Source organism: Vibrio nitrifigilis (genome assembly GCF_015686695.1).
Lineage (GTDB): Bacteria > Pseudomonadota > Gammaproteobacteria > Enterobacterales > Vibrionaceae > Vibrio > Vibrio nitrifigilis.
This window is the reverse complement of record NZ_JADPMR010000001.1, coordinates 766,013-787,545: the sequence shown is the minus strand read 5'-3', so window position 1 is coordinate 787,545 and position 21,533 is coordinate 766,013. Positions and strand designations below refer to the sequence as shown.

Below are 21,533 nucleotides of genomic sequence, written 5' to 3'. Positions count from 1 at the left end.
ATTATCAAAAATAATTTTTACATAACTACTAAGTATATAAAAATTAGATTTTAGTTTTTTTTTGCTTATTTAACCGGAAAACGTACCTTTTTTACCCATCCAACCATAGCAAAATTACCTTTTTTTCGGCAAGATTAGCCGTCCTCTAGCTCTCTCACCCGAAGTAGGCCTTATTTCCTTTTCATAGATGTTGAGAGAACTCTCTTAACGTACTTCACAAGGAACCTTTCTATGTCTGTCTATGACACAGTTTGTATGATTGCCGCTGTCGCTATCATCATCTCCTTGATAAACCATCGATTCGGTCGATTCCAAACTACGATCGCAATCACTGGTTGGTCAGTTCTTATTTCTGCTGTGCTTCTAACACTGAGTTACACAGGGTTACTTTCGGTTGGAAATGAACAACCTATCGTTAATATGTTGAATAACATTCAATTTGACGATTTTCTATTAAAAGGCGTTCTTGGTTTCTTACTGTTTGGCGGCGCGTTAAACATCAACCTTAACCACCTAAAAGACCAAAAGTTCGAAATTGCATTTCTTGCATTAGCGGGCACACTATTCTCTACTTTCTTTATCGGTGGCGCTCTTTGGTTTATCTTTGGTGAAATAGGTATCAACATTGATTTTATCTATTGCTGCCTATTTGGTGCATTAATCTCACCAACCGACCCAATTGCTGTACTTGCGATAGTCAAGAAAATGAAAGCGCCACAACGAATCTCGACTCAGATTGAAGGGGAGTCATTATTTAATGACGGTGTTGGCCTCGTCGTATTCGTCACTATTTTCCAAATTGCTTTTAGTTCGGATACGCCGACCATTGGTGGCACTATTGAACTTTTCGCTCACGAAGCTATTGGCGGTGTACTCTTTGGTGCAGTGTTAGGTGCTCTATTCCACTTCTTGATTAAAACAGCTCACGATAGCTTAATGCGTATTATTTTAACCATGCTAGTTCCTACAGCAGGTTATGTCATGGCGGAACATATAGGCGTATCCGGCCCCCTAGCGATGGTTGTGGCAGGCATTATTGTCGGTAATATCACCCGCACTATCATGACTGAAGAAGAATCTTTCCAATTAAGTCACTTTTGGGAATTAGCGGATGAATTCTTAAATGCGATTTTGTTCCTACTTATCGGCCTAATTATGGTGACATTTACTTTCCACAGAGTCGACCTTGTCGCCGTTATGATTGCTATTCCTTTGGTTCTTTGCGGTCGTTTTCTTAGTGTTCGCCTTTCCTATGTTTGTTTTAATCGTTTCCGGAGTTACAACTCAGAATCCGTGAAAATTTTAACATGGGGTGGCTTACGCGGTGGTTTAGCTCTCGCAATGGCGATGGCAATACCTTCAGGTATCCAAACGCCATTTGCTCATGTTGAACTAAAAGAGATTATCGTATTAATGACTTATGCCGTTGTACTGTTCTCTATCATTGTGCAAGGTTCAACCATTACACCCATGATCTCAAAAGCAAAGAAAATTGACGCACAATCAGCAACAACCAAAGAGTCTCACGCTTAAATTGACTCTTTTAATTGCTGCAAAATAATAAGGCCCAGTCAAAGACTGGGCCTTTCTTTTATCACATCAATTGTTAACTGTTTTGAATACCAACAATTAACCAAGGTGCATTTGGCACGGTTAAATCGCGCTCTAAGTGCCAGATGTCTTCAATATCTTCTTCAACACCTTCAACGGCATCGCGGTAACGTCCCGAGAACTGTAAACTTAGCTGCGCTTTTTGCGCATCGTAATCACAGCGTACGATTTCCGCGTCAACATACATCACATCGGTATGCTGCTCACCATGAAGCTTCGCTCGTTCATTTTTTAAATCTTCAAATAAGCTTTCTGAAACATACTCATGAATCTTGTCAAGCTGATTGAAGTTCCATGCGCCTTGTATCACGCGGTAATGCTCACGAGCACCGTTAACAAAACCTGCTTGATCAAAACCTGGGGGATAATTATGTGGCACATCGCTGTGTGCTTGAGTACCGAATCCACCCGCATTTTGTGGCTGTTCGAAATTATGCACATTTGGCTGTTCATACTGGTTACGATTCGCGCCGCCAAATGCCGGTTGCTGCTGGTTCATACTTGCTTGCTTAGAAGCCAAGACTCCACGCAGTAAACGGAAAATGAAGAACGCAATAAGACCAATAATTAAAATATCCATAAATTGGATACCTTCAAAGGCCCCGCCAAAGAAAGCTGCTAACAGACCGCCAGCTAATAAACCACCAAGTAAGCCACCCATTAAACCTTTACGATTATTATTAGGGGTTGCTGCTGTTTTATTTTTAGTTGTTGTGCTGTTGTTTGAATATTTCGGTGATGGTGCAGTTTTGAAACTTTTACCAAACGAACCGCCGCCACCAAACTTCTTGGCATCCACGTGAGGAACAACCATCACGGATACCATCAGTAGAGCAACGAATGAGAAAAAACGTTTCATAGACTTCCTTTTTTAAATGAACTGGCTCAAACCAGACTTTTTCTAACAATGAAATGATAGCGGCTCTGAGTAAACATGAAAATCTTTTCATGTTATGGACTTGTATCAGAATATTGCAGGCAGATATGTTGACGCTCAGGTAGCACACCATTAAAATATTGAACATTGTACATAATTTTACTATTTCGCATGGCAAGAAGAAACGATCATACAAGGGAAGAGTTGATTAATCTGACCCTCGACGCCGTAAATGGCTTTTTAGAAGAGCATTCCTATCACGATCTTAGCTTACGCAAGATTGCAGGCATGATTGGTTATGTTCCTAGTACGCTTGTCAACGTGTTTGGCAATTACAATTTGTTACTATTGCATGTGGTAGCGAAGACACTGGATAACCTTTCCACTCAAGCGAAAGATGTAGTAAGCCAATGTAAAGATCCGGAACAGGCTCTATATCAATTAGCTTATTGTTATCACGATTTTGCTCAAGCTAACCCATTTCGTTGGCAGCTCATCTTTGAGCACAATATGAATGGTGAAGTATTGCCAGAATGGCAACAAGACCGCATCGATAATATGACAACTATGCTGGAGACATTACTTAAAGTGATTGCCCCCCAACGGACAGATTACGAGGTATTACAAGCAAGCCGCGTATTATGGTCAGGCGTTCACGGCATCACTCTACTCAGCGTCGACGACAAATTTTTCGCTGCAGAGCCGATCGACGGTAAAGAATTGATAGAAAATTTATTGTCCCACTATCTGACTAACTGGTAAGCCCAAAGGAACTGGCATGACAAAATCTTCTTCACTGCTATTTCAACGGCGCTTCTTCCCTTATTTTGTCACCCAGTTTTTCGGAGCTTTTAACGATAATATTTTTAAAAACGTGTTACTGCTTTTTGTTGCCTTTGCTGGTGCAGAATCACTCCCCGTTTCAAGTAACTTATTTATTAATCTTGCTGCTGGCTTATTCATTCTCCCTTTTTTTCTTTTTTCTGCCTCAGCAGGGCTCCTTGCAGACAAATATGAAAAGTCCGCCTTTATCCGTAAAGTCAAACTATTGGAAATAGCGATAATGCTATTGGGAGCCATTGGATTTGTGACCCACAGTTATGGCGTATTATTACTGATTCTTTTTTTGATGGGTACTCAATCAGCCATCTTTGGTCCAGTAAAATATGCCTTGCTCCCTCAGCAATTAAAGCCAAGTGAATTAGTTCCAGGAAATGCGCTCGTCGAGACAGGGACATTTATGGCGATTTTATTAGGTACGATTGGTGCAGGGATCATCGCCTCGCTTGATTTCTCCGCAGAGATAGCCGCTGGAGCCGTCGTCATATTTGCCTTTCTGGGTTATTTGGCTAGCCGCTGGATTCCTCAAGCACCAGCCAGTGCACCTGAACTGCGTTTTCGTTGGCGACCTATTGCCCACACTAAGCGTACCCTTGCGATTGCGAAAAGTAATCGCACCATTTATCGCGCCATTTTAGCCATAAGCTGGTTTTGGTTTTTAGGGGCTTCCTATCTAACCCAATTTCCAAACTTTACCCACCAATATCTGCATGGCAGTGAGACCGCCGTTTCATTTTTACTCGCATTATTCTCAGTGGGTATCGCTTTAGGATCTTTGCTGTATGATCGATTAACCAAGCATCGTATCGAACTTGGGTTGATTCCTCTTAGCGGTTTTGCGATCACTTTATTTGGCTATCTTTTTGCCACACAGATTCCGGAGGCCTTACCTAATTACGCAAACTTCACCCGTTTTGTTAGCGCTAGCGTGTTATGGCCTACCTTTGGATATCTATTTCTACTCGGGATGAGCGGAGGAATGTTTATTGTGCCTCTCTATGCTTTAATGCAACAAAAAGCCAAAGTAAACGAGCGTGCTCAAGTGATTGCAGCCCTCAACATCTACAATTCACTATTTATGGTATTAAGCGCCATTTTAGGGATCGTCGCATTAAGCCTTATTCACCTTTCTATCCCACAACTGTTCGGCTTATTGGCCATTTTTAATCTTATTGTTTCCATCGCTCTGTTGTATCAGTTTCCTGTGCATGTAACGCGGTTATTTGTCTGGTTGATGACGAGAACCCTCTACCGAGTGCGAGAAAAGAATCTAGAACAGCTTCCGCAAGAAGGCGGTGCTTTATTAATTTGTAACCATGTCAGTTATATGGACGCATTACTTCTCAGTGCAGCCTCAAATCGCCTTATTCGTTTTGTGATGGAAGAAGATTATGCGAACTTCCCTGTTGTTGCTGGATTCCTACGTCGGGCTGGCGTGATTCCAATTAATGCACGCCGTGGAAGCACCATTCGCCGCGCATTTGGCGAAGTAGAACAAGCTTTAAAAAATGGTGAACTCGTCTGTATATTTCCAGAAGGTCGCCTCACACCAGATGGAAACATACAACCCTTCATGCGCGGATTAGATATCATTCTGAGCCGTTGTAAGGCACCAGTCATCCCGATCGCTTTAAAAGGGCTATGGGGGAGTTATTTTAGCCGGTACAAAGGACGAGCCTGTAAAGGTGTGCCTTCATGCTGGTTAGCAAAAGTTGCCATAGAAGTTGGTGAACCTATCGCGCCAGAACACGCCAATATCGAGAAGCTTCAACTTGCCCTCACTAATTTGCGCGGCGCGGCAGAATAAACAAAAAGATTGATGCAAAATGAGTGAGCGCTTGTGACACCACTGCCCTCACTCTGTAATCTTTTTATCTTGAATAGTCACTTCGGTTATTTCCTTCCCCCAGCCAGCCCTAATCACTCACCGTAACTATGAATGATTAATACTGTCATCGTTCTACTTCGCCCTGATTAAGCTATCTAATTAAACTGTCTGTCCTGGTAAAAAATAACGAAAGAAGTGTCTCGTACATTGCCTGTCCTTTTAAAACTCCTCCTTTTTATGTTGTCTGTCCTGTTAAATTAAGGTAACACTTTGTAATACGTTGCTTTTACCTTTTCGTTCAATTTTACTGAACACTTGTTCAAAACATTAAGACTTTTTGACAGTGTGACTTACGTTACAATGGCGTCTCACTCGTTATTACTTTTTGGCCTGATTTATGAAACTTAAGCATATTCTCTTTTGGGCAGGGCTTTTACTCTGTCTTACTCCCGTATTGACGTCTCCTACTGCTCTCGTGCTTGGTTTTTTTATCTCCTCACTGGGGTTAATTCCAGAAGGACTTGCCATTACTAAAATGACCAAGAAGCTGCTTTCTTACTCCATCATCGGATTGGGGTTTGGTATTCCGCTCCAGCAAGCCTTAAGCGTGACCAGCCATGGCATTGGCATCGTTATTTTCACAATTATCGGTACGTTAGTGATTGGATCGATGGTGGCAAAAGTCATTGGACTAAATAGTAAAACAGGACACCTAATTGCATCCGGTACGGCAATTTGTGGTGGGAGTGCGATAGCAGCGGTAGCCCCAGCTATTGAGGCAGATGATGACCAAATAGGCTTAGCGCTAGGGACTGTATTCGTTTTAAATTCGGTGGCGCTGTTTGTCTTTCCGATGATTGGGCATTTAGTCGGACTTAACCAACAAACTTTTGGGACATGGGCTGCGATTGCGATTCATGACACATCATCAGTCGTTGGTGCTGCGTCGGCCTATGGGACTGAAGCGCTGAAAACAGCAACAACGCTCAAACTGGCGCGAGCCTTATGGATCATTCCTGTGGCTTTCTTTAGTGCTTTTTTATTTCGTAGTGAATCGAAAAAAATCACGATCCCTTACTTCATTTTGTTTTATTGCTTGGCGATAGCGATTACCGATCTCCTGCCACAGTGGCAAGTTTTTTACCATGGAATTTTTATGGTATCGAAACAACTATTGGTGGTGTGCTTGTACTTAATTGGATGTGGTATATCGATTGGTCGCCTTAAACAATCTGGCCCTAAGCCATTTATCTTCGGCGTATCATTGTGGATTACAATATCTTGCTCGTCTCTTGCTTGGCTTTTAACTCACCCGCTTTAATTTGGAATAGATAAGCCAAAGTCGCCACCAGCAGGAATGCAGAGAGCTCAGACACGGAACGTAGCCATCCTTGCTGTGTGATGGCTACAACTAATTGAAGAACAATCGTAACAACTAACAGAATTTTCGCTAACACAGTCTTTATCCTAAATTCACTGATATCTAGGATTATTATGCGTTGAGGTTATAAGAAGAGAAAATTCTGTTTTCATCTATCTCATAACTTTTCTTTAAAAAGAGTCTAAGAATTGGTGTGGCGTTGCTCATCAACCCACTGACTCAGGGCTTTGCGAGACACTTTAATCCCCGTTTGAGTCAATACTTCCGGCATCACGTAATACACAATTGGCCATTTAAATTTCTCTAGTTTCTCTTGGCACCAGTGATCCCAGCTTGCTTTGTCTATGGTTTCGCAACCTTGCAATACAGCAACGGGGCGATGTCCGTATTCATCATCCTTAACAGGAACGACCATTGCTGTCTGAACGTGCGGATGTGCATTTAATACGGCTTCTATTTCTTCACAGTGAATATTCTCTCCACCTGATATAAATAGATTATCTGCACGTCCGATGACCACTAATTCTTCCCCTTGCCAATAACCGAGATCTTTACTGTCAAACCAGCCCAAATCGTCTGTGATAGACACCAGATATCCCTGACGGTAGTAACCCGAGGCTAGCGTCTGACCACCAATAAAAATGCGTTCTCCTCGAACTTCAAGTGCACGATTAGGAATAATACGGCCGACACCTTCACCACTTTCTACTTTACGAGCAGTCACTGTCGACGCAGCTTCTGTCATGCCATAGCCCAGCCAAGTTTCAATACCGAGCTGCGCCGCTCGCATACCAAGCTCTTGAGGAATATGACTTCCCCCTAATAGCACATGGGTTAATGTCAAAGGTTGACGACTGTCGAGAAGCCGCTTTAACTGCACTGGAACCAGAGAGGCGTGGCTCACTCCATGAATATCAGAGAGTAAATCGCCATTACCAAGTTTTAAGCACGCCCCTGCCGCTAACCACCGATAAATGATCGATAAGCCCGAAACATGATACATAGGCAAGCTAAGTAACCAACTGTCCTGTTCAGAGAAGGTAAACCACTCTAATAATCCCTGAGCAGAAGCAAAATGCTGCTGGTGATTATGCGCCACAGCTTTAGGAGTTCCTGTGGAACCTGAGGTAAAAATCAGACTTGCTAGGTTATTGATATCGTAATGATCTTCTGGATCATCCCTCTTATCTTTTGCAACTAATTCGATGACCGACACATCACGTTCTAAAGCCACGATTTCTTCACGAGATACTTGCGCAGAAGGTGCTAACCATACCCATGCTGATTGGCCTGCTTTATATAAGGTATCCAGTTTAGGCTGCAGTTGGGCAACGGGTTGCGGCATCGTCAGCGCGCAGATCGCGCCAACTTGGTGAGCCGCTAAAAATATCATCAGAGTTGAAGGATGGTTCTTACCGACGATAGTTAAAACATCGCCAGAACGAATTCCCTGAGCCGTTAACTGTGAAGCGTACTGATTTACCTGATCGCACAGCATTTGCCAAGTTAGTGTTTGCTCTGAACTTTGCAGTGCAACTCGATTTGGCGCTTGCTGACACCACTGTTGCCAAGGCGTCATAGCGACTGAGACTCCGCTTGCCATACGATAGTTTGACTATTTAACTCGGCCACAGGTAAGGAACAACCCGGCCATGGCACTTCTAACTGTTCAGCAAACAACCCGATTGTATCCAATCCAGGTACTTCGTTAGGCAGTTGCCAATGAGCTAAACGGGCAAGTTGATTTAATCCGAGGCTTGATTCAATACTGGAGCTGATCACGGTTTGCAGTTTTGCTTCTTTTGCCGTGTTGATCAAGGAGATACAACGCTGTATTGAGCCTATTAACGTTGGCTTAATAATAATCGCCTTACCGCCCATCAAATCCCCCAAACGAAACTCAGGGTTACGCACAGATTCTTGCAGCGTTTCATCCCAAGCGATAGAAATCCCCGTATCAATCGCAAACGAGATACTATCAGAAGGAGAACGACACGGCTCTTCAAGAAACGTGATGCGATGGCGCATTGACGGCGCAATATATTGAGCAAATTTTTCTGCTTTTTCTTTGGTCCAGGAGCGATTGGCGTCTAAACGTAACTTAAGATCAGGCATCGACTCTAAGAATAAATTCACCAACATTCCATCTCGGATAGGTTCGTAAAGCCCCACCTTCACTTTTGCCACTTTCTCACCTGTCATTGCATTTAATGCAGGAAGAAGATCATCAGGATCGCCAGTACATAAAGGCGCAGCTTGGTAATTACCTTCTACTGGCAATTCACCCGCGAGTTCGAGCTCTGCCATAGAAAGCCCAAAAGCAACAGATGGGAACAAAGCATCATAATCGAGTGCTTCCCCTTGTAGCCAAAGTTCGAGCTGTTCCTTCGCTAATGCTCCTGCTTCTTCAACGCCTTCTTGGCTAAAGCCGGGTAATGGCGCGATCTCACCGCGGCCAATATTCCCCTGCTCGCATAATTCAACAATGAAACCTTCACGTTCTTTTAGTCTGTTGTCACGAAGAATCACACCACTGTCCATTGGCAGGGTGTAGCGATACAGTTTTGCGCTGCGCATATCAATCCTAATACATTGGGTAAGTCAAAGTTCATTAAGTACGAGTAAATTACGAATCAAATACTTAATGCGAGACAGCAGCGATTAACTAACGGCTGCTTGCCTTAAATAATGAGATGTCGATGAGCTGGCGTAAATGACACCTTGGTCTAACTCAGCGACATATCATCACTTGATAAAACAGTGGGGACAAGGCTTCCCCACCGTCATTGCAGCCCCATTTAAATAATGAGGTCAATTCTCTCTATGGGTTACGAGGGAATTTGCTGAAGTCTGGGCGACGTTTTTCGTTAAACGAGTTGCGACCTTCTTGACCTTCGTCAGTCATGTAGAACAGCATAGTTGCGTTACCTGCCAACTCTTGAAGCCCTGCTTGACCGTCACAGTCTGCGTTCAATGCCGCTTTTAGACAACGTAGTGCCATTGGGCTGTGTTGTAGCACTTCACGACACCAACGAACGGTTTCTTTTTCCAGATCAGCAAGCGGCACAACCGTATTCACTAGACCCATATCCAATGCTTCTTGAGCATCGTAGAAACGGCAAAGGAACCAGATTTCACGTGCTTTCTTTTGGCCAACGATACGAGCCATGTAAGATGCCCCCCAACCGCCGTCAAATGAGCCAACTTTAGGGCCAGTCTGACCAAATTGAGCGTTTTCAGCAGCAATCGTAAGATCACACATCATGTGCAGTACGTGGCCGCCACCAACAGCCCAACCAGCCACTTGAGCAATAACAGGTTTTGGACAAGTGCGGATTTGACGTTGAAAGTCCAATACGTTCAGGTGGTGAGTCCCTGTTTCATCTTTGTAACCGCCGTAATCACCACGGATTTTCTGATCACCGCCAGAACAGAATGCATCTTCGCCAAGACCCGTCAGAATGATCACGCCAACAGCTTCATCGTAACGAGCATCGGCCAATGCATTGATCATCTCTTTCACTGTTTGAGGGCGGAACGCGTTACGCACTTGCGGACGCGCAATGGTGATACGTGCAATACCATCTTCTGATTTTTCGTAGTGAATATCTTCGTAGCTTGCGCTACAGTCTTTCCAAACAACTGGTGCGTAAAGCTCTTCTTCTGAAATGCCTACCGTTTTAGCCATGGTGATTCCCATTGTTGTTGTGGCCAACATTATCGCTCAATAAAATTAACTGCCACAATGTTGACGAATAAATTGTTGAAGTTCAGCAGCATATGCCAAAGGCTGCTCCTGATGAACATTATGTCCCGCCTGCGCTATTTGGCTGTATTGCAAACCACTTTGTTGAGCAAGTTGGCGAAACTTAGCATCGCGCTCCCCGCAGAGATAATGCATAGGTAAAGTGAGCGTCTTTAAGGTTGATAACAGATAAGGCTGCTTCGCTAAAGACGTTGCACGCAACATTTCTGCTACCTTGTTACCAAGATTATCACTACGTTTTGTGATCATTATTTGTCTTTGCTCATGGTTTAGCGAACTAAACACCGGTTGCTGATACCAATCGCTTAAAACCTGTTCAAGAGGCTCTTGCTCAAAACGCGTCGCCCAGTTCGTATCATTCACCCAACGAGTCTGTTTGGCCTCTTCATCAATAAGGCCAAAATTGCCGCCTTCGATGAGCCAACCTTTAACGTTAAGCTCTGAAAAAGCGCCGCTTGCAGCTGCTACCATGGCGATTCGCGCCCCTAATGAATAGCCAACGATGTAGCATGGCGTCTCACTCCCTAGCTGTGCCATTACAACCTGAGCGACCATCGTGCAACAATCCTCAAATCCTGAACAAGAGACCGATTGACTAAGTCCATGCCCCGGCAGATCAACCGTTATCCATGGTAAATCAATGTGTTCCAATACCGGTTGCCAATCAGAGCCACTGCCGAGTAAACCATGCAAAAAGACCAATACCGGTTGTTGCGATGAAAAAGATGTCTGAGAACAGCGGCTACTGAGCATGAATTATCCTAACTGTTTAATTTGACCAACCAACTGCTTGATATGTTGCGATGCTTCTTCTGGTTGGCTCTTTATTTCAATCAGTAACGTACCGCGCCCTGAACTTAAGTGGGTATCGACTGCAGTTTGATAAGCGGTAACGGTTTCTGGACACAAGTAAGCTAAACCAAACTGCGCCGCAGCATAAGAGAAATCCATACCATGTGGCATTTGATATAATTTTTGCCGTTTTTCTGCTGGTACAGGCAACAAATCAAAAATAGCGCCACCGTCATTATTAGTGACAACGATAACCGTTGGTTGCTGAGTATGACGCATCATCGCGAGTGAATTAAGATCATACAATAATGACGTATCACCAATAAGCATTAAGAGCGGCTGTTGCGTCGCTCGCTGCACACCGGCTGCTGTAGCGACCAAGCCATCGATCCCTGAAGCGCCACGGTTAGCATAAACAGGTAACCCTGGTAAATCACTGAACATATCGGCTAGGCGAATCACCAAGCTATTACCTAAAAAGAGCGTATGTGAAGTATGCTTACGGTTTAAATCTAGTGCGATAGCCACTTCGCTTACTTTGTCACTATTTAGATGTAAAGCTGAGAGTTCACGACAGTGCATTGAATAACGTTTAAGCTCATCGCCCCACCCTGCATTCTGATGCTCAAATAGGGAGCGTTGGTTCAACCGCTGCTCAACCCACTGAGCAATGTCACACACCCAATGATGCTGTGGCAGATGCGTTTGATTTTGGCGTTCAGCTTGGCTCGAAATATAATCGTAACCCACTTTATGTGACTGCACCTGTTGACTGAGCCATTGATTCAATCGCTTAGACACAATACGTGCACCAAATTGCACAACATGCTCACATTCGCTTAGTTTGTCTGTAGCACACTGATTTTGCAACCAAATATCGAAAAAAGCCCATTCAGATCCAACCCCTGATTGTGGATCGCACAAGCAAGGCCAACCTAATTCATCAGCAAATTGCTTAGCGGCTTGCGCTTCGTTCAATTCGACAGCACCAATAATAACGACACCTTTTTTCTCTAACCAAGGCAAGGTTTGTGGAACCATCAATGCATTATCAACATAACGTTCACAGTATGGGGCGGATGATTGAGTCCAATCTTGCAGCGGCGCTAAATAATCTTGGTAAAGATCATCGCTACCATTTGAGTAAAGCGGCTCTGGATATGGGCAGTTGATATGGATACTGCCACCCGTTTGTTGCTGCTGAAAATAAGCATTATCAATCGAGGTTAACAACCAGGCCAAAGGCACCTGAGTATTCGGTGACGGTAAGTTTAAGCTATGATTCACATGCGACGAGTAAATGCCGACTTGGTTAATTGCTTGATTAGCTCCGCAATCCACCAGCTCAACCGGTCGATCCGAACTCAAAATGATCAGTTGCTCACCGGTTAATTTCGACTCAGCAATCGCAGGCAATAAGTTCGCTACAGCAGTTCCTGAGGTCACAATAACAATGACCGGCTCTTGGCTTGCCTTTGCTAGCCCCAGCGCCATAAAACCCAGTCCACGCTCATCAAAGTGAGTATGCAGAGTAAATTGGCTATTTTGGTCGGCCTCTAATGTTAGTGGCGTAGAACGTGATCCAGGAGCAGCGCATACATGCTTGACTCCTAAACGCGCGAACTCGGCTAAAAGAGTTCGGCTCCAAATTCGGTTAAGTACCGCTTGATCGTGGCTCATACTGCCACCTCTAGCGGCTGACTTTGCTCAATAAGACTTTTTAATGTAGACATTTTTTTGTTTAATTCTTGCCATTCATGCTCAGCGATCGATCCAGGAACAATACCCGCCCCAGCGAATAGGCGAACTTCATTCTCTAATACCAAAGCGCTGCGTATCGCGACACAAAACTCGGCACTATCTAGGCTAAAATACCCCATAGAGCCTGCATACCAACCGCGAATAAACGGCTCTTTTTCTAAAATAAAATCATACGCTTCTTTACGTGGTAAGCCAGCAACAGCTGCCGTTGGTTGCAATGCGTCAAGCAATTGTGCCTGCATATCAGTGTTGAGTGTGGCGGCGATTTTACGACGTAAATGTTGAACTTTGCGTAATTTCACCAATGAGACTTGCTCTTCCACCTCAATCTTATTCGCTAATGGCGTAATGCGATCGACGATATCATCCACTACATATTGGTTTTCATTTACGTTCTTTTCATCATTTAACAACCAAGTCGATAACTGCTCGTCTTCTGTCCGATCTTGACCGCGGCCAATCGTACCGGCTAACGCTTCGGTATAGAGTTGATTGTCTGAACGTTGATATAAACGTTCAGGTGTCGACCCCATAAAGCTGTGTTTATCGTCCAACACCAACATAAAGTGAAAACTATGGTGATTCGCCGCTTTGCTGGCGTTCAATAACTGAGCTGCACTTAGATGGTTAGACAAGGCTAAACGAGTTTCACGCGCTAATACGACTTTCTTAAACGCATTTTTATCGATACCGCAAAGCACATCATCAATTAAAGACGCCCATTGTGCTTCGGTTGGAGAATGCGTGACATCAACAATCTCAGTATTAATTTTCTGCTGCTCAATGTCCTTCATCACTAAACTTTGTAGTGACTGAATAACCTTTTCAACGTCATGATTGATATTAGCAGCCAAGAACCACCCATTTTGCCGACGGATCACTTCAATCTGTGGCAAAAAGAAGAGGGCTGACATGCAACGGCGATTTTTATTAGTGCGCCCATCAAATGAACGGCCACCCCATACTCGTTGCTGCTCTCCCAAAATCGCATAGGCTGGCGTTGGCTCAGTAAATGTTGCCAATGCTCCTAATGCTACCACCTCTTCACTAGCGTCGCGTGACTGCCAATAAAATTTCGGGTAAATAGGCTGAGCATCAAGCCAATCAATCAATGACCATTCAGGGGCAGTATCTAAAGGCAGTTCAATACGAACATCATATTCTTTCGCTTGCTGAATACGGGTAATTAGCTGATGAATAAATTGGTGAAAGTTAGGCAAAGCAACCTCGGGAGAACAAGGGATTCGGTGTTTCAGTTGAGCTACTCTATTGAGAGAGCACACTTAAATCAAGGTTGTACAACATCTTTTTCCCCCTTGATTGTTCCAGCTCAATTTTGGTTACTTATCAATAACAATAATTTTTCAGATTTTTATTCTAAAAAATAGCTATTTAGTGTAGGTTGGTAATACAAAAATTTCACAATCAGGATTAAGACAATGCAAAATATCGAGATGTCGTCAAAACTCGATAATGTCTGCTACGACATTAGGGGTCCAGTACTCAAACATGCTAAGCGCATGGAGGAAGAGGGGAATAAAATTCTGAAGCTAAATATCGGAAATCCCGCCCCATTCGGCTTCGATGCCCCTGATGAAATCCTGGTTGACGTTATTCGCAACTTACCGACCTCACAAGGCTACTGTGATTCCAAAGGTATTTACTCAGCGCGTAAAGCAGTCGTTCAGCACTACCAGAAAAAAGGTCTGCGTAATCTCGATGTAGAAGACGTTTATGTGGGCAATGGTGTATCTGAATTGATTGTGATGGCAATGCAAGCACTGCTTAATAATGGCGATGAAATGCTTGTTCCTGCACCTGATTATCCTCTTTGGACTGCAGCAACCTCTTTGGCTGGCGGTAACGCTGTGCATTACATCTGTGATGAACAAGCAGATTGGATGCCAGATATTGATGATATTAAGAAGAAAATCTCGAAAAAAACTCGTGGTATCGTCCTTATCAACCCGAATAACCCAACCGGTGCGGTCTACTCTCGTGACTTTCTATTAGAGGTCATCGAGGTCGCTCGACAAAACAATCTTATTATTTTTGCCGACGAAATCTACGACAAGATTCTCTATGATGGTGCGACGCATACTTCCGTCGCGTCACTAACAGACGACGTACTTGTAGCAACATTTAACGGACTTTCTAAAGCTTACCGCGTTTGTGGTTTCCGAGCGGGCTGGATGTTTTTAACCGGACCAAAACACCTTGCCAAAGGTTATGTGGCTGGTCTTGATATTCTGTCGTCAATGCGTCTATGTGCCAACGTACCGATGCAACACGCGATTCAAACCGCGCTGGGTGGCTACCAAAGCATTAATGAACTGATCCTCCCTGGCGGCCGTTTGCTAGAGCAACGCGACCGAGCATGGGAAATGATCAATCAGATCCCGGGGGTTTCCTGTGTCAAACCGAAAGGGGCTATGTATTTATTCCCTAAATTGGACAAAAAGAAATTTAACATCAAAGACGACCAAAAACTGGTGCAAGATTTCTTAATTCAGGAAAAAGTTCTGTTGGTACAAGGTACCGGTTTTAACTGGCCAGAACCTGATCACGTGCGTATCGTCACCCTACCTTATGTCGAGACATTAGAAGTTGCCATCAGCCGATTCGAGCGTTTCTTAAGCACTTATCGTCAATAATCATTGCTGGCAATTGATTGAAATTTCTAAACGGGCTTAACGCCCGTTTTTTATGGTCAGTTCTTCAATACTGAGGTTGGTGTATACGTTCGTCTTTTGTACACTGTGCCTATGTGTTTTATAAAGGATGTCAAATCGCTATGAAAGAGAGCCATTTTTTTGCTCACCTTGCTCGTATGAAATTGATTCAACGCTGGCCATTGATGCGTTCTGTCTCCAGCGAAAATATTTCCGAACACAGTCTGCAAGTCGCTTTTGTCGCTCATGCACTTGCGGTCATTAAAAATAAAAAATTTGGCGGTAATCTCAATCCAGAAAGAATCGCAATTAAAGCCATGTATCATGACAGCAGTGAAGTGCTCACTGGTGACCTCCCTACCCCAGTCAAGTACTACAATCCTGAGATTGCTAAAGAATATAAAAAGATCGAGTCTGCGGCAGAAAGACGTCTCTTAGCCATGCTTCCAGAAGAGCTTCAAGAAGATTTTACCCCCTTTTTGTTAGCCGAAGCAGCCGATCCCATTGAAGCAGCGGTCGTAAAACAAGCCGATTGCTTATGTGCCTATTTGAAATGTTTGGAAGAACTTAGCGCGGGTAACCAAGAATATGCCTTGGCGAAAAAACGCCTCGATGTCACGCTGAAAGAGCGTTATACCGAAGAAATGGACTATTTTCTCCACACATTCGCCCCAAGTTTTGAATTAACACTGGACGAAATAAGTTAACCAGTTGTAAATTCGAATAATATCTGCGGCAAAAGGAGGTTTTATGCCTTTTTCAATTGATGAACGCTGGCAAGAACGCAATAACGACGAACATAAGATTCGACGTAATGATCATCGCAGCCCATTTCAGCGTGATCGCGCCCGAGTCTTACATTCTGCTGCCTTTCGCCGCTTACAGGCCAAAACTCAGGTTCACGGCACCAACCTGAACGACTTCCACCGTACTCGTTTAACTCATTCACTCGAGGTTGCTCAAATAGGCACAGGTATTGTGGCGCAGCTTAAAAATAAGCAGCCTGAGTTTCGCCCGCTAATGCCATCCGATAGCTTGATTGATTCGCTGTGTCTTGCTCACGATATTGGGCATCCCCCTTTCGGTCACGGTGGTGAGATTGCATTAAATTTTATGATGCGTGAGCATGGTGGATTTGAAGGTAATGCACAAACTTTTCGGATCGTAACCAGCCTTGAGCCTTATACTGAACATCACGGGATGAATTTAGCCCGGCGCACGCTGTTAGGTTTATTAAAATACCCTGCGCTATTGAGTGAAACTCGCGCTGAAAAACAAGCCGAAGCAGTCACTAATCCCCGTCAATTAAAAGCACGAGATTGGATGCCCGCTAAAGGGTTATATGACTGTGATAAAGCGTTATTTGATTGGGTATGCGAGCCTCTCTCTGCGGACGATAAACAGCGATTAGGCACGATGCGCGAAGCGCCTAACTCACCTTACGAACACCGAAAGACTCAGTACAAATCACTCGATTGCTCGATAATGGAACTTGCCGATGATATTGCCTATGGTGTCCATGATCTCGAAGACGCCATCGTTCTCGGTATGGTCACTCGATCACAATGGGATGAAAGTGCTCACTTGGCACTGAGTCACTATCCCGAAAGTTGGTTTGCCAGCCAAATTGATGAACTCACCAATATGCTTTTTTCTGGTAAACATTACATTCGTAAAGATGCGATAGGTGGAATTGTTAATGCCTTACTGACGAGTATTAGCGTAGAAGAAGTCGCGGGTGAATTCACAAATCCACTGCTCGCTTATAACGCTTATCTCGCGCCAGAAATGGCCTACGCCCTTGAGGTATTAAAAAAATTCGTCAATCAATATGTGATCCATATTCCCCAAGTACAACGCTTTGAATACAAGGGGCAACAAATGATCATGGATCTCTTTGAAGCGCTTAGTGCTGACCCAGAGCGTCTTCTTCCAGACGCCACTAGAGAAAAATGGTTGGAAGCAGAGGCAGCCAACAGCGATGGCATGCGCGTATTGTGCGATTACATTGCCGCCATGACCGACGGCTACGCGCAGCGTCTACACCAAGAGCTGTTTAGTTGTTAGGTCATTACTGCAAATAGTTACGTTCAAATACACCCGGCGGCATGTGGCGTATCTGCGTATCAATCATTTGTTCAAATGCACGCACTAAAGGAGTGAAATCTCGTTCTGGCTCAATCAACGAAAGAACATGATATCCCGCTTCTACTGTCGATAGAGCATTCTCACTCGGCGCCTTACGAATCCGGTAATTGCCTGATAACTCTTTCGGTAAATGCAAACAGGGTAAATGATGTAGCTGAGTGTTAATTTGCCACATCTTAAATGCTTTTTTCCACGTGCCATCAAGCAAAATGACACGTGTTTTTTTAGTGTCTCCACTTACAGACATAATCTCAGTGGCGACAACAGACACATCGCTGGGATAAAGCACATAATGATCCACGCCATCTTCATTCAACAGTTGCTGTAACTCATGATGCTCACGAAAATCTTCCCCAACAAAGCACTGACTGTTCGGCAACGAGAGCGATAGAATCCGCGCCGATCCCATAGGACGATGTTCTTCTGTCGGATGCTGAAGAATGATAAGCTCAACATCCGTTTGAATCGACTCAATTGATGAGCAAATACAGACTTTAAGTGCTTTACCACACTGGGAACAATATCGGGACATAATGTGAATCTTTACCTATTACTGCTGTTAATCAGTTTTGTTTGCCTAGGGCTTCAATATGAGCCACTGGCTCACTTCACGGTGTGGACACTACCTGCGATTGAGCACGGCCAGTGGTGGCGCATCCTAACAGGAAACTTCGTTCATACCAACTTTGCTCACCTTGGAATGAATTTAGCAGCTTTATGGCTCATTGGCTTTATTTTCAAGCCCTCAGCCAAGAGACTTGCGGTTCTATTGATCAGTATTAGCCTCATTGTCGGAACCTTACTCCTCTTTACCTCCCTTACTTGGTATGTGGGGCTATCTGGTACATTGCACGGATTGTTCGTCAGTTTAGCGCTAAAAGAAGCCTTAGAAGGACGCAAGTCAAGCTGGTTATTATTCTTTGGTGCCATTGCTAAAGTGATGTGGGAGCAAACATTCGGAGCTCCAGAAGAAACCGCTAGACTCATCGGAGCCCAAGTCGCGATACAAGCACACCTCATCGGTCTTTGTGGTGGATGCCTGATTAGTATGGTTCTGTGGTGGTATCAAAATCATCGTGAAATCAAATGATACAATTGATAATAATTATTATTCTAGCTTTATCTTTCTGAATTGATTAACCTTTGCCAAGTCATTAACGAGCTATCCGTGGTAAGGACAGATTCATGCAACTTAGCCAAGCCTCTTCAGATTTACCGACTTTTATTGCTCAATATCCAGAGCTCAATTCGCTACCTATTGCATCAGAACAATGGTGGCAAACTGCTGCTGAAATTGGGACACCACTATTGGTGAAGATGACGGAAGATTTATCTGAGGCCTGCTTTATTTGGCGTAACACAGTCGATTACGATGTTGCAGCCGTGTATGTCGATATCCATGGTATTACCGATCACCACAGCTTTAATCCTGATACATTTACTCGTTATAAAGAGACTGACCTTTATTATTTTTGTTGTCAGCTACCTCATGCATGGCGTGGTGCTTACGCAATAGTTCCTGTTTCTGAGTTAGGATTACAGCCTACGTATCAAGGCCCCTTAGCAGAACAAAAACAGCAGCATCGCCGCTGGCTATTGACGACCATGCACCAATTCGCCGTTGTTGACCCATTACAAAAACGCAACCTTCCCCATTGCCCATGGGGCCAAGAATTTTCCCCTTACTCGATGCCTGACGCGCCTTCTCAACCCGGCTGGCAACCTTTCGACCAAAGCGGCGGCCAATTACGAGGACAGACACATTTAGAAACGTTCAACTGGCACTCCGAGATCATGAAAAAATCTCGCCGCGTTTGGCTATACAGCACAGCACCAGAAGGAACATCAGATATTCCTTTGGTTATTCTTCAAGATGGGGATTTTTGGGCAGAAGAGTTGCCGATATTCTCAGCCCTAGATGACAATACGCATAGTGGGTACTTACCCCCAGCAGTCTATGTCATGATTGATGCTATCAACCCACGCCATCGAGGTGAAGATCTTCCCTGCAATCCAGCGTTTTGGCAGGCGATTCAGCAAGAGCTTTTGCCGATAGTGGACACTTACTATTCAGTAACGAAAGACCCGCTAAAAACAGTGGTTGCTGGGCAAAGTTATGGTGGTTTAACATCAATGTATGCTGCGCTAAATTGGCCTCATCGCTTCGGTTGCGTAGTGAGCTCATCAGGGTCATTTTGGTGGCCTCATCGCCAACAAATTCGCCAAACATCCAAAGATGAATCATTACCAGAGTTAGATGCGAAGTTTGTTGATTTTATTGAAAATGAACTCGATAAAAAGGCCGTGATTCGCTCTTATCTTGACGTTGGGTTACGTGAAAAACGTATGGTAGAACTCAACAAACAGGTTGCCGATGCCCTACTTCAACATGGTCAATCACACACTAAATACGTTGTCTACGACGGCGGTCATGAACGCCTCTGTTGGCGTGGTGGATTAATGCAAGGGCTACATTACGTGTTATCAGGACACACAGATTAATTACTGACTGATTAGCTATTTTGAAGGGCTTATTACAAGGACAGTCAAGTTAGTAATAAGCTCCTATTCGGACAGTCATGATAAATTAAGCAAGTAAGAGCGTTAATTGTCATTTTCTTATTGAGGTACATGAGCAACTCAACGTACTTTCTTGTTTATATCTGGTTCGAGTTGTGAAGAAGTGGTATGTCAGTGAGAAGTTAACCACCGAAGAGAAGATGTTATAAACAGATTCCGTGGATTCGATGCTGTTTGAGATGGGCTTTAGCTTGCTTGAGTTGATGTTGAGATCCAACCCACTGAGTACGTTTTCCTTCTATTGCTGAACATATCGATAAGAATGTGTTTTTGTCGGTATGAATTCGCCGCATAATATTGGGCATAGTGTTATCAATTTTCCCTCTCTCATCATCTCGATGTTGCCTACCAACACAATCAAGTAATTCCAAATACTCATTGAAATTAAACGGAATACCTTGATTTTTCTCTTGGTGTTCATTGCCAGAAAAAGGAAATAATTCGTTTGGTTTAGCCTGATGAAGTGCCATTGAATCAAGTCTATATTTAATTGATGTATGATTGGACATTTCTGGTGTTGGCGCGATTTTCGCTCGCACAGGGTTTAAATCGACGTAAGTCATAGCTGCCAATAATGCTTGCTCATCTAATAAAGCTTGAGACTTAAATCGTCCTTCCCAAAAATGCCCGGTACAACCATCTTCGACATTGGCCTGCTTGGCAATATCCATGTTGAGATCTTTCATCATCCAACTCAATGAATACAAACGTTCTCGCCACTGATTAACCAACTTTTGTGCCGCTCTCTTCTCTGATTTCGTCATCAGTTCCCCAGACAGATATCTGACGGTCAGAGGGTGTAAGCTATGAATTTTTCCCCAACGTTCAATAACCTCATGATCAGAAAGGTGCTGTGCTTTTTCTCTGTTCACATGAACAACCAAATGGTAATGATTACTCATCACAGCATAAGCGCAGACATCAATACAGTAGATTGTGGCTAGTAGTAAGATACGTTGTTCAACCCATGCCCTTCTATGCTCATAACTTTTGCAAGAAAACTCATCGAAGCCGCAAAGATATGAGCGACGAACGCAGCGAGAAACACAGTGATAATAAGGTGTAACATTAAGATCCACAGTATGTTTTCGGGCGGTTGTCATAATCAATATCCTTGATAAAAGGGGATATCAATGTTTTACATCAAAAACTGAACCTATTGCCTTGTGAGCGATAAAACTGCGAGAGAATTCAAAAAGACCAGACGAAATTAATTTGTCTGTCCTTGCAAATGAGAATGGTAACAGGCCGCAACTTATGTTGACTGTCCTTACTAA

At 43.8% G+C, this 21,533-nt stretch carries 19 protein-coding genes; 9 read left to right on the top strand and 10 right to left on the bottom strand.

Features of this window, described 5'->3' with window-relative positions; all coding sequences use genetic code 11:
• Window positions 1–231 precede the first annotated feature (231 nt).
• Entirely contained in the window at window positions 232–1,533 is a 1,302-nt protein-coding gene (locus tag I1A42_RS03595; RefSeq protein WP_161153522.1) for a cation:proton antiporter, read from the top strand.
• Between the two features lie 73 nt (window positions 1,534–1,606).
• Here I1A42_RS03595 and I1A42_RS03590 read toward each other — a convergent pair whose 3' ends face one another.
• Complete coding sequence (locus I1A42_RS03590; protein ID WP_196122675.1) at window positions 1,607–2,470, bottom strand: Tim44 domain-containing protein; 864 nt, start codon at window positions 2,468–2,470, stop codon at window positions 1,607–1,609.
• 189 nt (window positions 2,471–2,659) lie between these two features.
• On the opposite strand from I1A42_RS03590, the gene I1A42_RS03585 reads away from it, so the two are divergent.
• From I1A42_RS03585 to I1A42_RS03575, 3 genes are all read left to right on the top strand, one after another.
• Complete coding sequence (locus I1A42_RS03585; protein WP_161153520.1) at window positions 2,660–3,250, top strand: TetR/AcrR family transcriptional regulator; 591 nt, start codon at window positions 2,660–2,662, stop codon at window positions 3,248–3,250.
• Between the two features lie 16 nt (window positions 3,251–3,266).
• Complete coding sequence (locus tag I1A42_RS03580) at window positions 3,267–5,135, top strand: MFS transporter (protein ID WP_196122674.1); 1,869 nt, start codon at window positions 3,267–3,269, stop codon at window positions 5,133–5,135.
• A 418-nt stretch (window positions 5,136–5,553) separates the two neighbouring features.
• Entirely contained in the window at window positions 5,554–6,477 is a 924-nt protein-coding gene (locus I1A42_RS03575; RefSeq protein ID WP_196122673.1) for a YeiH family protein, read from the top strand.
• On the opposite strand, the gene I1A42_RS03570 is transcribed toward I1A42_RS03575, so the two are convergent.
• The 7 genes from I1A42_RS03570 to I1A42_RS03540 all read right to left on the bottom strand — a co-directional run bounded on the left by I1A42_RS03570 (window position 6,428) and on the right by I1A42_RS03540 (window position 14,076).
• Window positions 6,428–6,613 carry a hypothetical protein gene (locus tag I1A42_RS03570; RefSeq protein WP_196122672.1) on the bottom strand — a complete coding sequence of 62 codons (186 nt, stop codon included), beginning with the start codon at window positions 6,611–6,613 and terminating at the stop codon, window positions 6,428–6,430. The genes I1A42_RS03575 and I1A42_RS03570 overlap by 50 nt on opposite strands.
• Before the next feature lie 105 nt (window positions 6,614–6,718).
• Window positions 6,719–8,140: an o-succinylbenzoate--CoA ligase gene (gene menE / locus I1A42_RS03565; protein ID WP_196122671.1), complete on the bottom strand. Its 1,422-nt coding sequence runs from the start codon at window positions 8,138–8,140 to the stop codon at window positions 6,719–6,721.
• Window positions 8,113–9,114, bottom strand: coding sequence for an o-succinylbenzoate synthase (gene menC, locus I1A42_RS03560; RefSeq protein WP_196122670.1), 1,002 nt, complete (start codon window positions 9,112–9,114; stop codon window positions 8,113–8,115). Before menC ends, menE begins: the two co-directional genes overlap by 28 nt.
• A 244-nt stretch (window positions 9,115–9,358) precedes the next feature.
• Window positions 9,359–10,225 carry a 1,4-dihydroxy-2-naphthoyl-CoA synthase gene (gene menB, locus I1A42_RS03555; protein ID WP_161153515.1) on the bottom strand — a complete coding sequence of 289 codons (867 nt, stop codon included), beginning with the start codon at window positions 10,223–10,225 and terminating at the stop codon, window positions 9,359–9,361.
• Between the two features lie 45 nt (window positions 10,226–10,270).
• The gene (menH, locus tag I1A42_RS03550; protein WP_196122669.1) at window positions 10,271–11,056 is read right to left on the bottom strand and encodes a 2-succinyl-6-hydroxy-2,4-cyclohexadiene-1-carboxylate synthase; all 786 of its coding nucleotides are present in this window, start codon (window positions 11,054–11,056) and stop codon (window positions 10,271–10,273) included.
• Between the two features lie 3 nt (window positions 11,057–11,059).
• Complete coding sequence (gene menD, locus I1A42_RS03545; protein ID WP_196122668.1) at window positions 11,060–12,775, bottom strand: 2-succinyl-5-enolpyruvyl-6-hydroxy-3-cyclohexene-1-carboxylic-acid synthase; 1,716 nt, start codon at window positions 12,773–12,775, stop codon at window positions 11,060–11,062.
• A complete protein-coding gene (locus I1A42_RS03540) occupies window positions 12,772–14,076 on the bottom strand; it encodes an isochorismate synthase (RefSeq protein WP_196122667.1) in 1,305 nt (434 codons plus the stop codon). Before I1A42_RS03540 ends, menD begins: the two co-directional genes overlap by 4 nt.
• A gap of 219 nt (window positions 14,077–14,295) precedes the next feature.
• Here I1A42_RS03540 and I1A42_RS03535 point away from each other — a divergent pair, with 219 nt between their 5' ends.
• The 3 genes from I1A42_RS03535 to I1A42_RS03525 all read left to right on the top strand — a co-directional run bounded on the left by I1A42_RS03535 (window position 14,296) and on the right by I1A42_RS03525 (window position 17,595).
• Window positions 14,296–15,510, top strand: a complete 1,215-nt coding sequence (locus I1A42_RS03535; protein ID WP_161153511.1) for a pyridoxal phosphate-dependent aminotransferase — start codon at window positions 14,296–14,298, stop codon at window positions 15,508–15,510.
• 140 nt (window positions 15,511–15,650) lie between these two features.
• Window positions 15,651–16,235 (top strand): 5'-deoxynucleotidase, encoded by a 585-nt coding sequence (gene yfbR, locus I1A42_RS03530; RefSeq protein WP_196122666.1) that lies wholly within the window; start codon window positions 15,651–15,653, stop codon window positions 16,233–16,235.
• Between the two features lie 43 nt (window positions 16,236–16,278).
• Window positions 16,279–17,595, top strand: a complete 1,317-nt coding sequence (locus I1A42_RS03525) for an anti-phage deoxyguanosine triphosphatase (RefSeq protein ID WP_196122665.1) — start codon at window positions 16,279–16,281, stop codon at window positions 17,593–17,595.
• 4 nt (window positions 17,596–17,599) lie between these two features.
• Here I1A42_RS03525 and I1A42_RS03520 read toward each other — a convergent pair whose 3' ends face one another.
• Window positions 17,600–18,208 carry a tRNA-uridine aminocarboxypropyltransferase gene (locus I1A42_RS03520; RefSeq protein WP_196122664.1) on the bottom strand — a complete coding sequence of 203 codons (609 nt, stop codon included), beginning with the start codon at window positions 18,206–18,208 and terminating at the stop codon, window positions 17,600–17,602.
• A 3-nt stretch (window positions 18,209–18,211) separates the two neighbouring features.
• On the opposite strand from I1A42_RS03520, the gene rrtA reads away from it, so the two are divergent.
• Both rrtA and fes read left to right on the top strand, forming a co-directional pair.
• Window positions 18,212–18,766, top strand: coding sequence for a rhombosortase (gene rrtA / locus I1A42_RS03515; RefSeq protein ID WP_196122663.1), 555 nt, complete (start codon window positions 18,212–18,214; stop codon window positions 18,764–18,766).
• A 95-nt stretch (window positions 18,767–18,861) separates the two neighbouring features.
• Window positions 18,862–20,178, top strand: a complete 1,317-nt coding sequence (gene fes, locus I1A42_RS03510) for an enterochelin esterase (protein WP_196122662.1) — start codon at window positions 18,862–18,864, stop codon at window positions 20,176–20,178.
• 221 nt (window positions 20,179–20,399) lie between these two features.
• Here fes and I1A42_RS03505 read toward each other — a convergent pair whose 3' ends face one another.
• Window positions 20,400–21,359: a transposase gene (locus I1A42_RS03505; RefSeq protein ID WP_196122661.1), complete on the bottom strand. Its 960-nt coding sequence runs from the start codon at window positions 21,357–21,359 to the stop codon at window positions 20,400–20,402.
• Window positions 21,360–21,533: the final 174 nt, after the last annotated feature.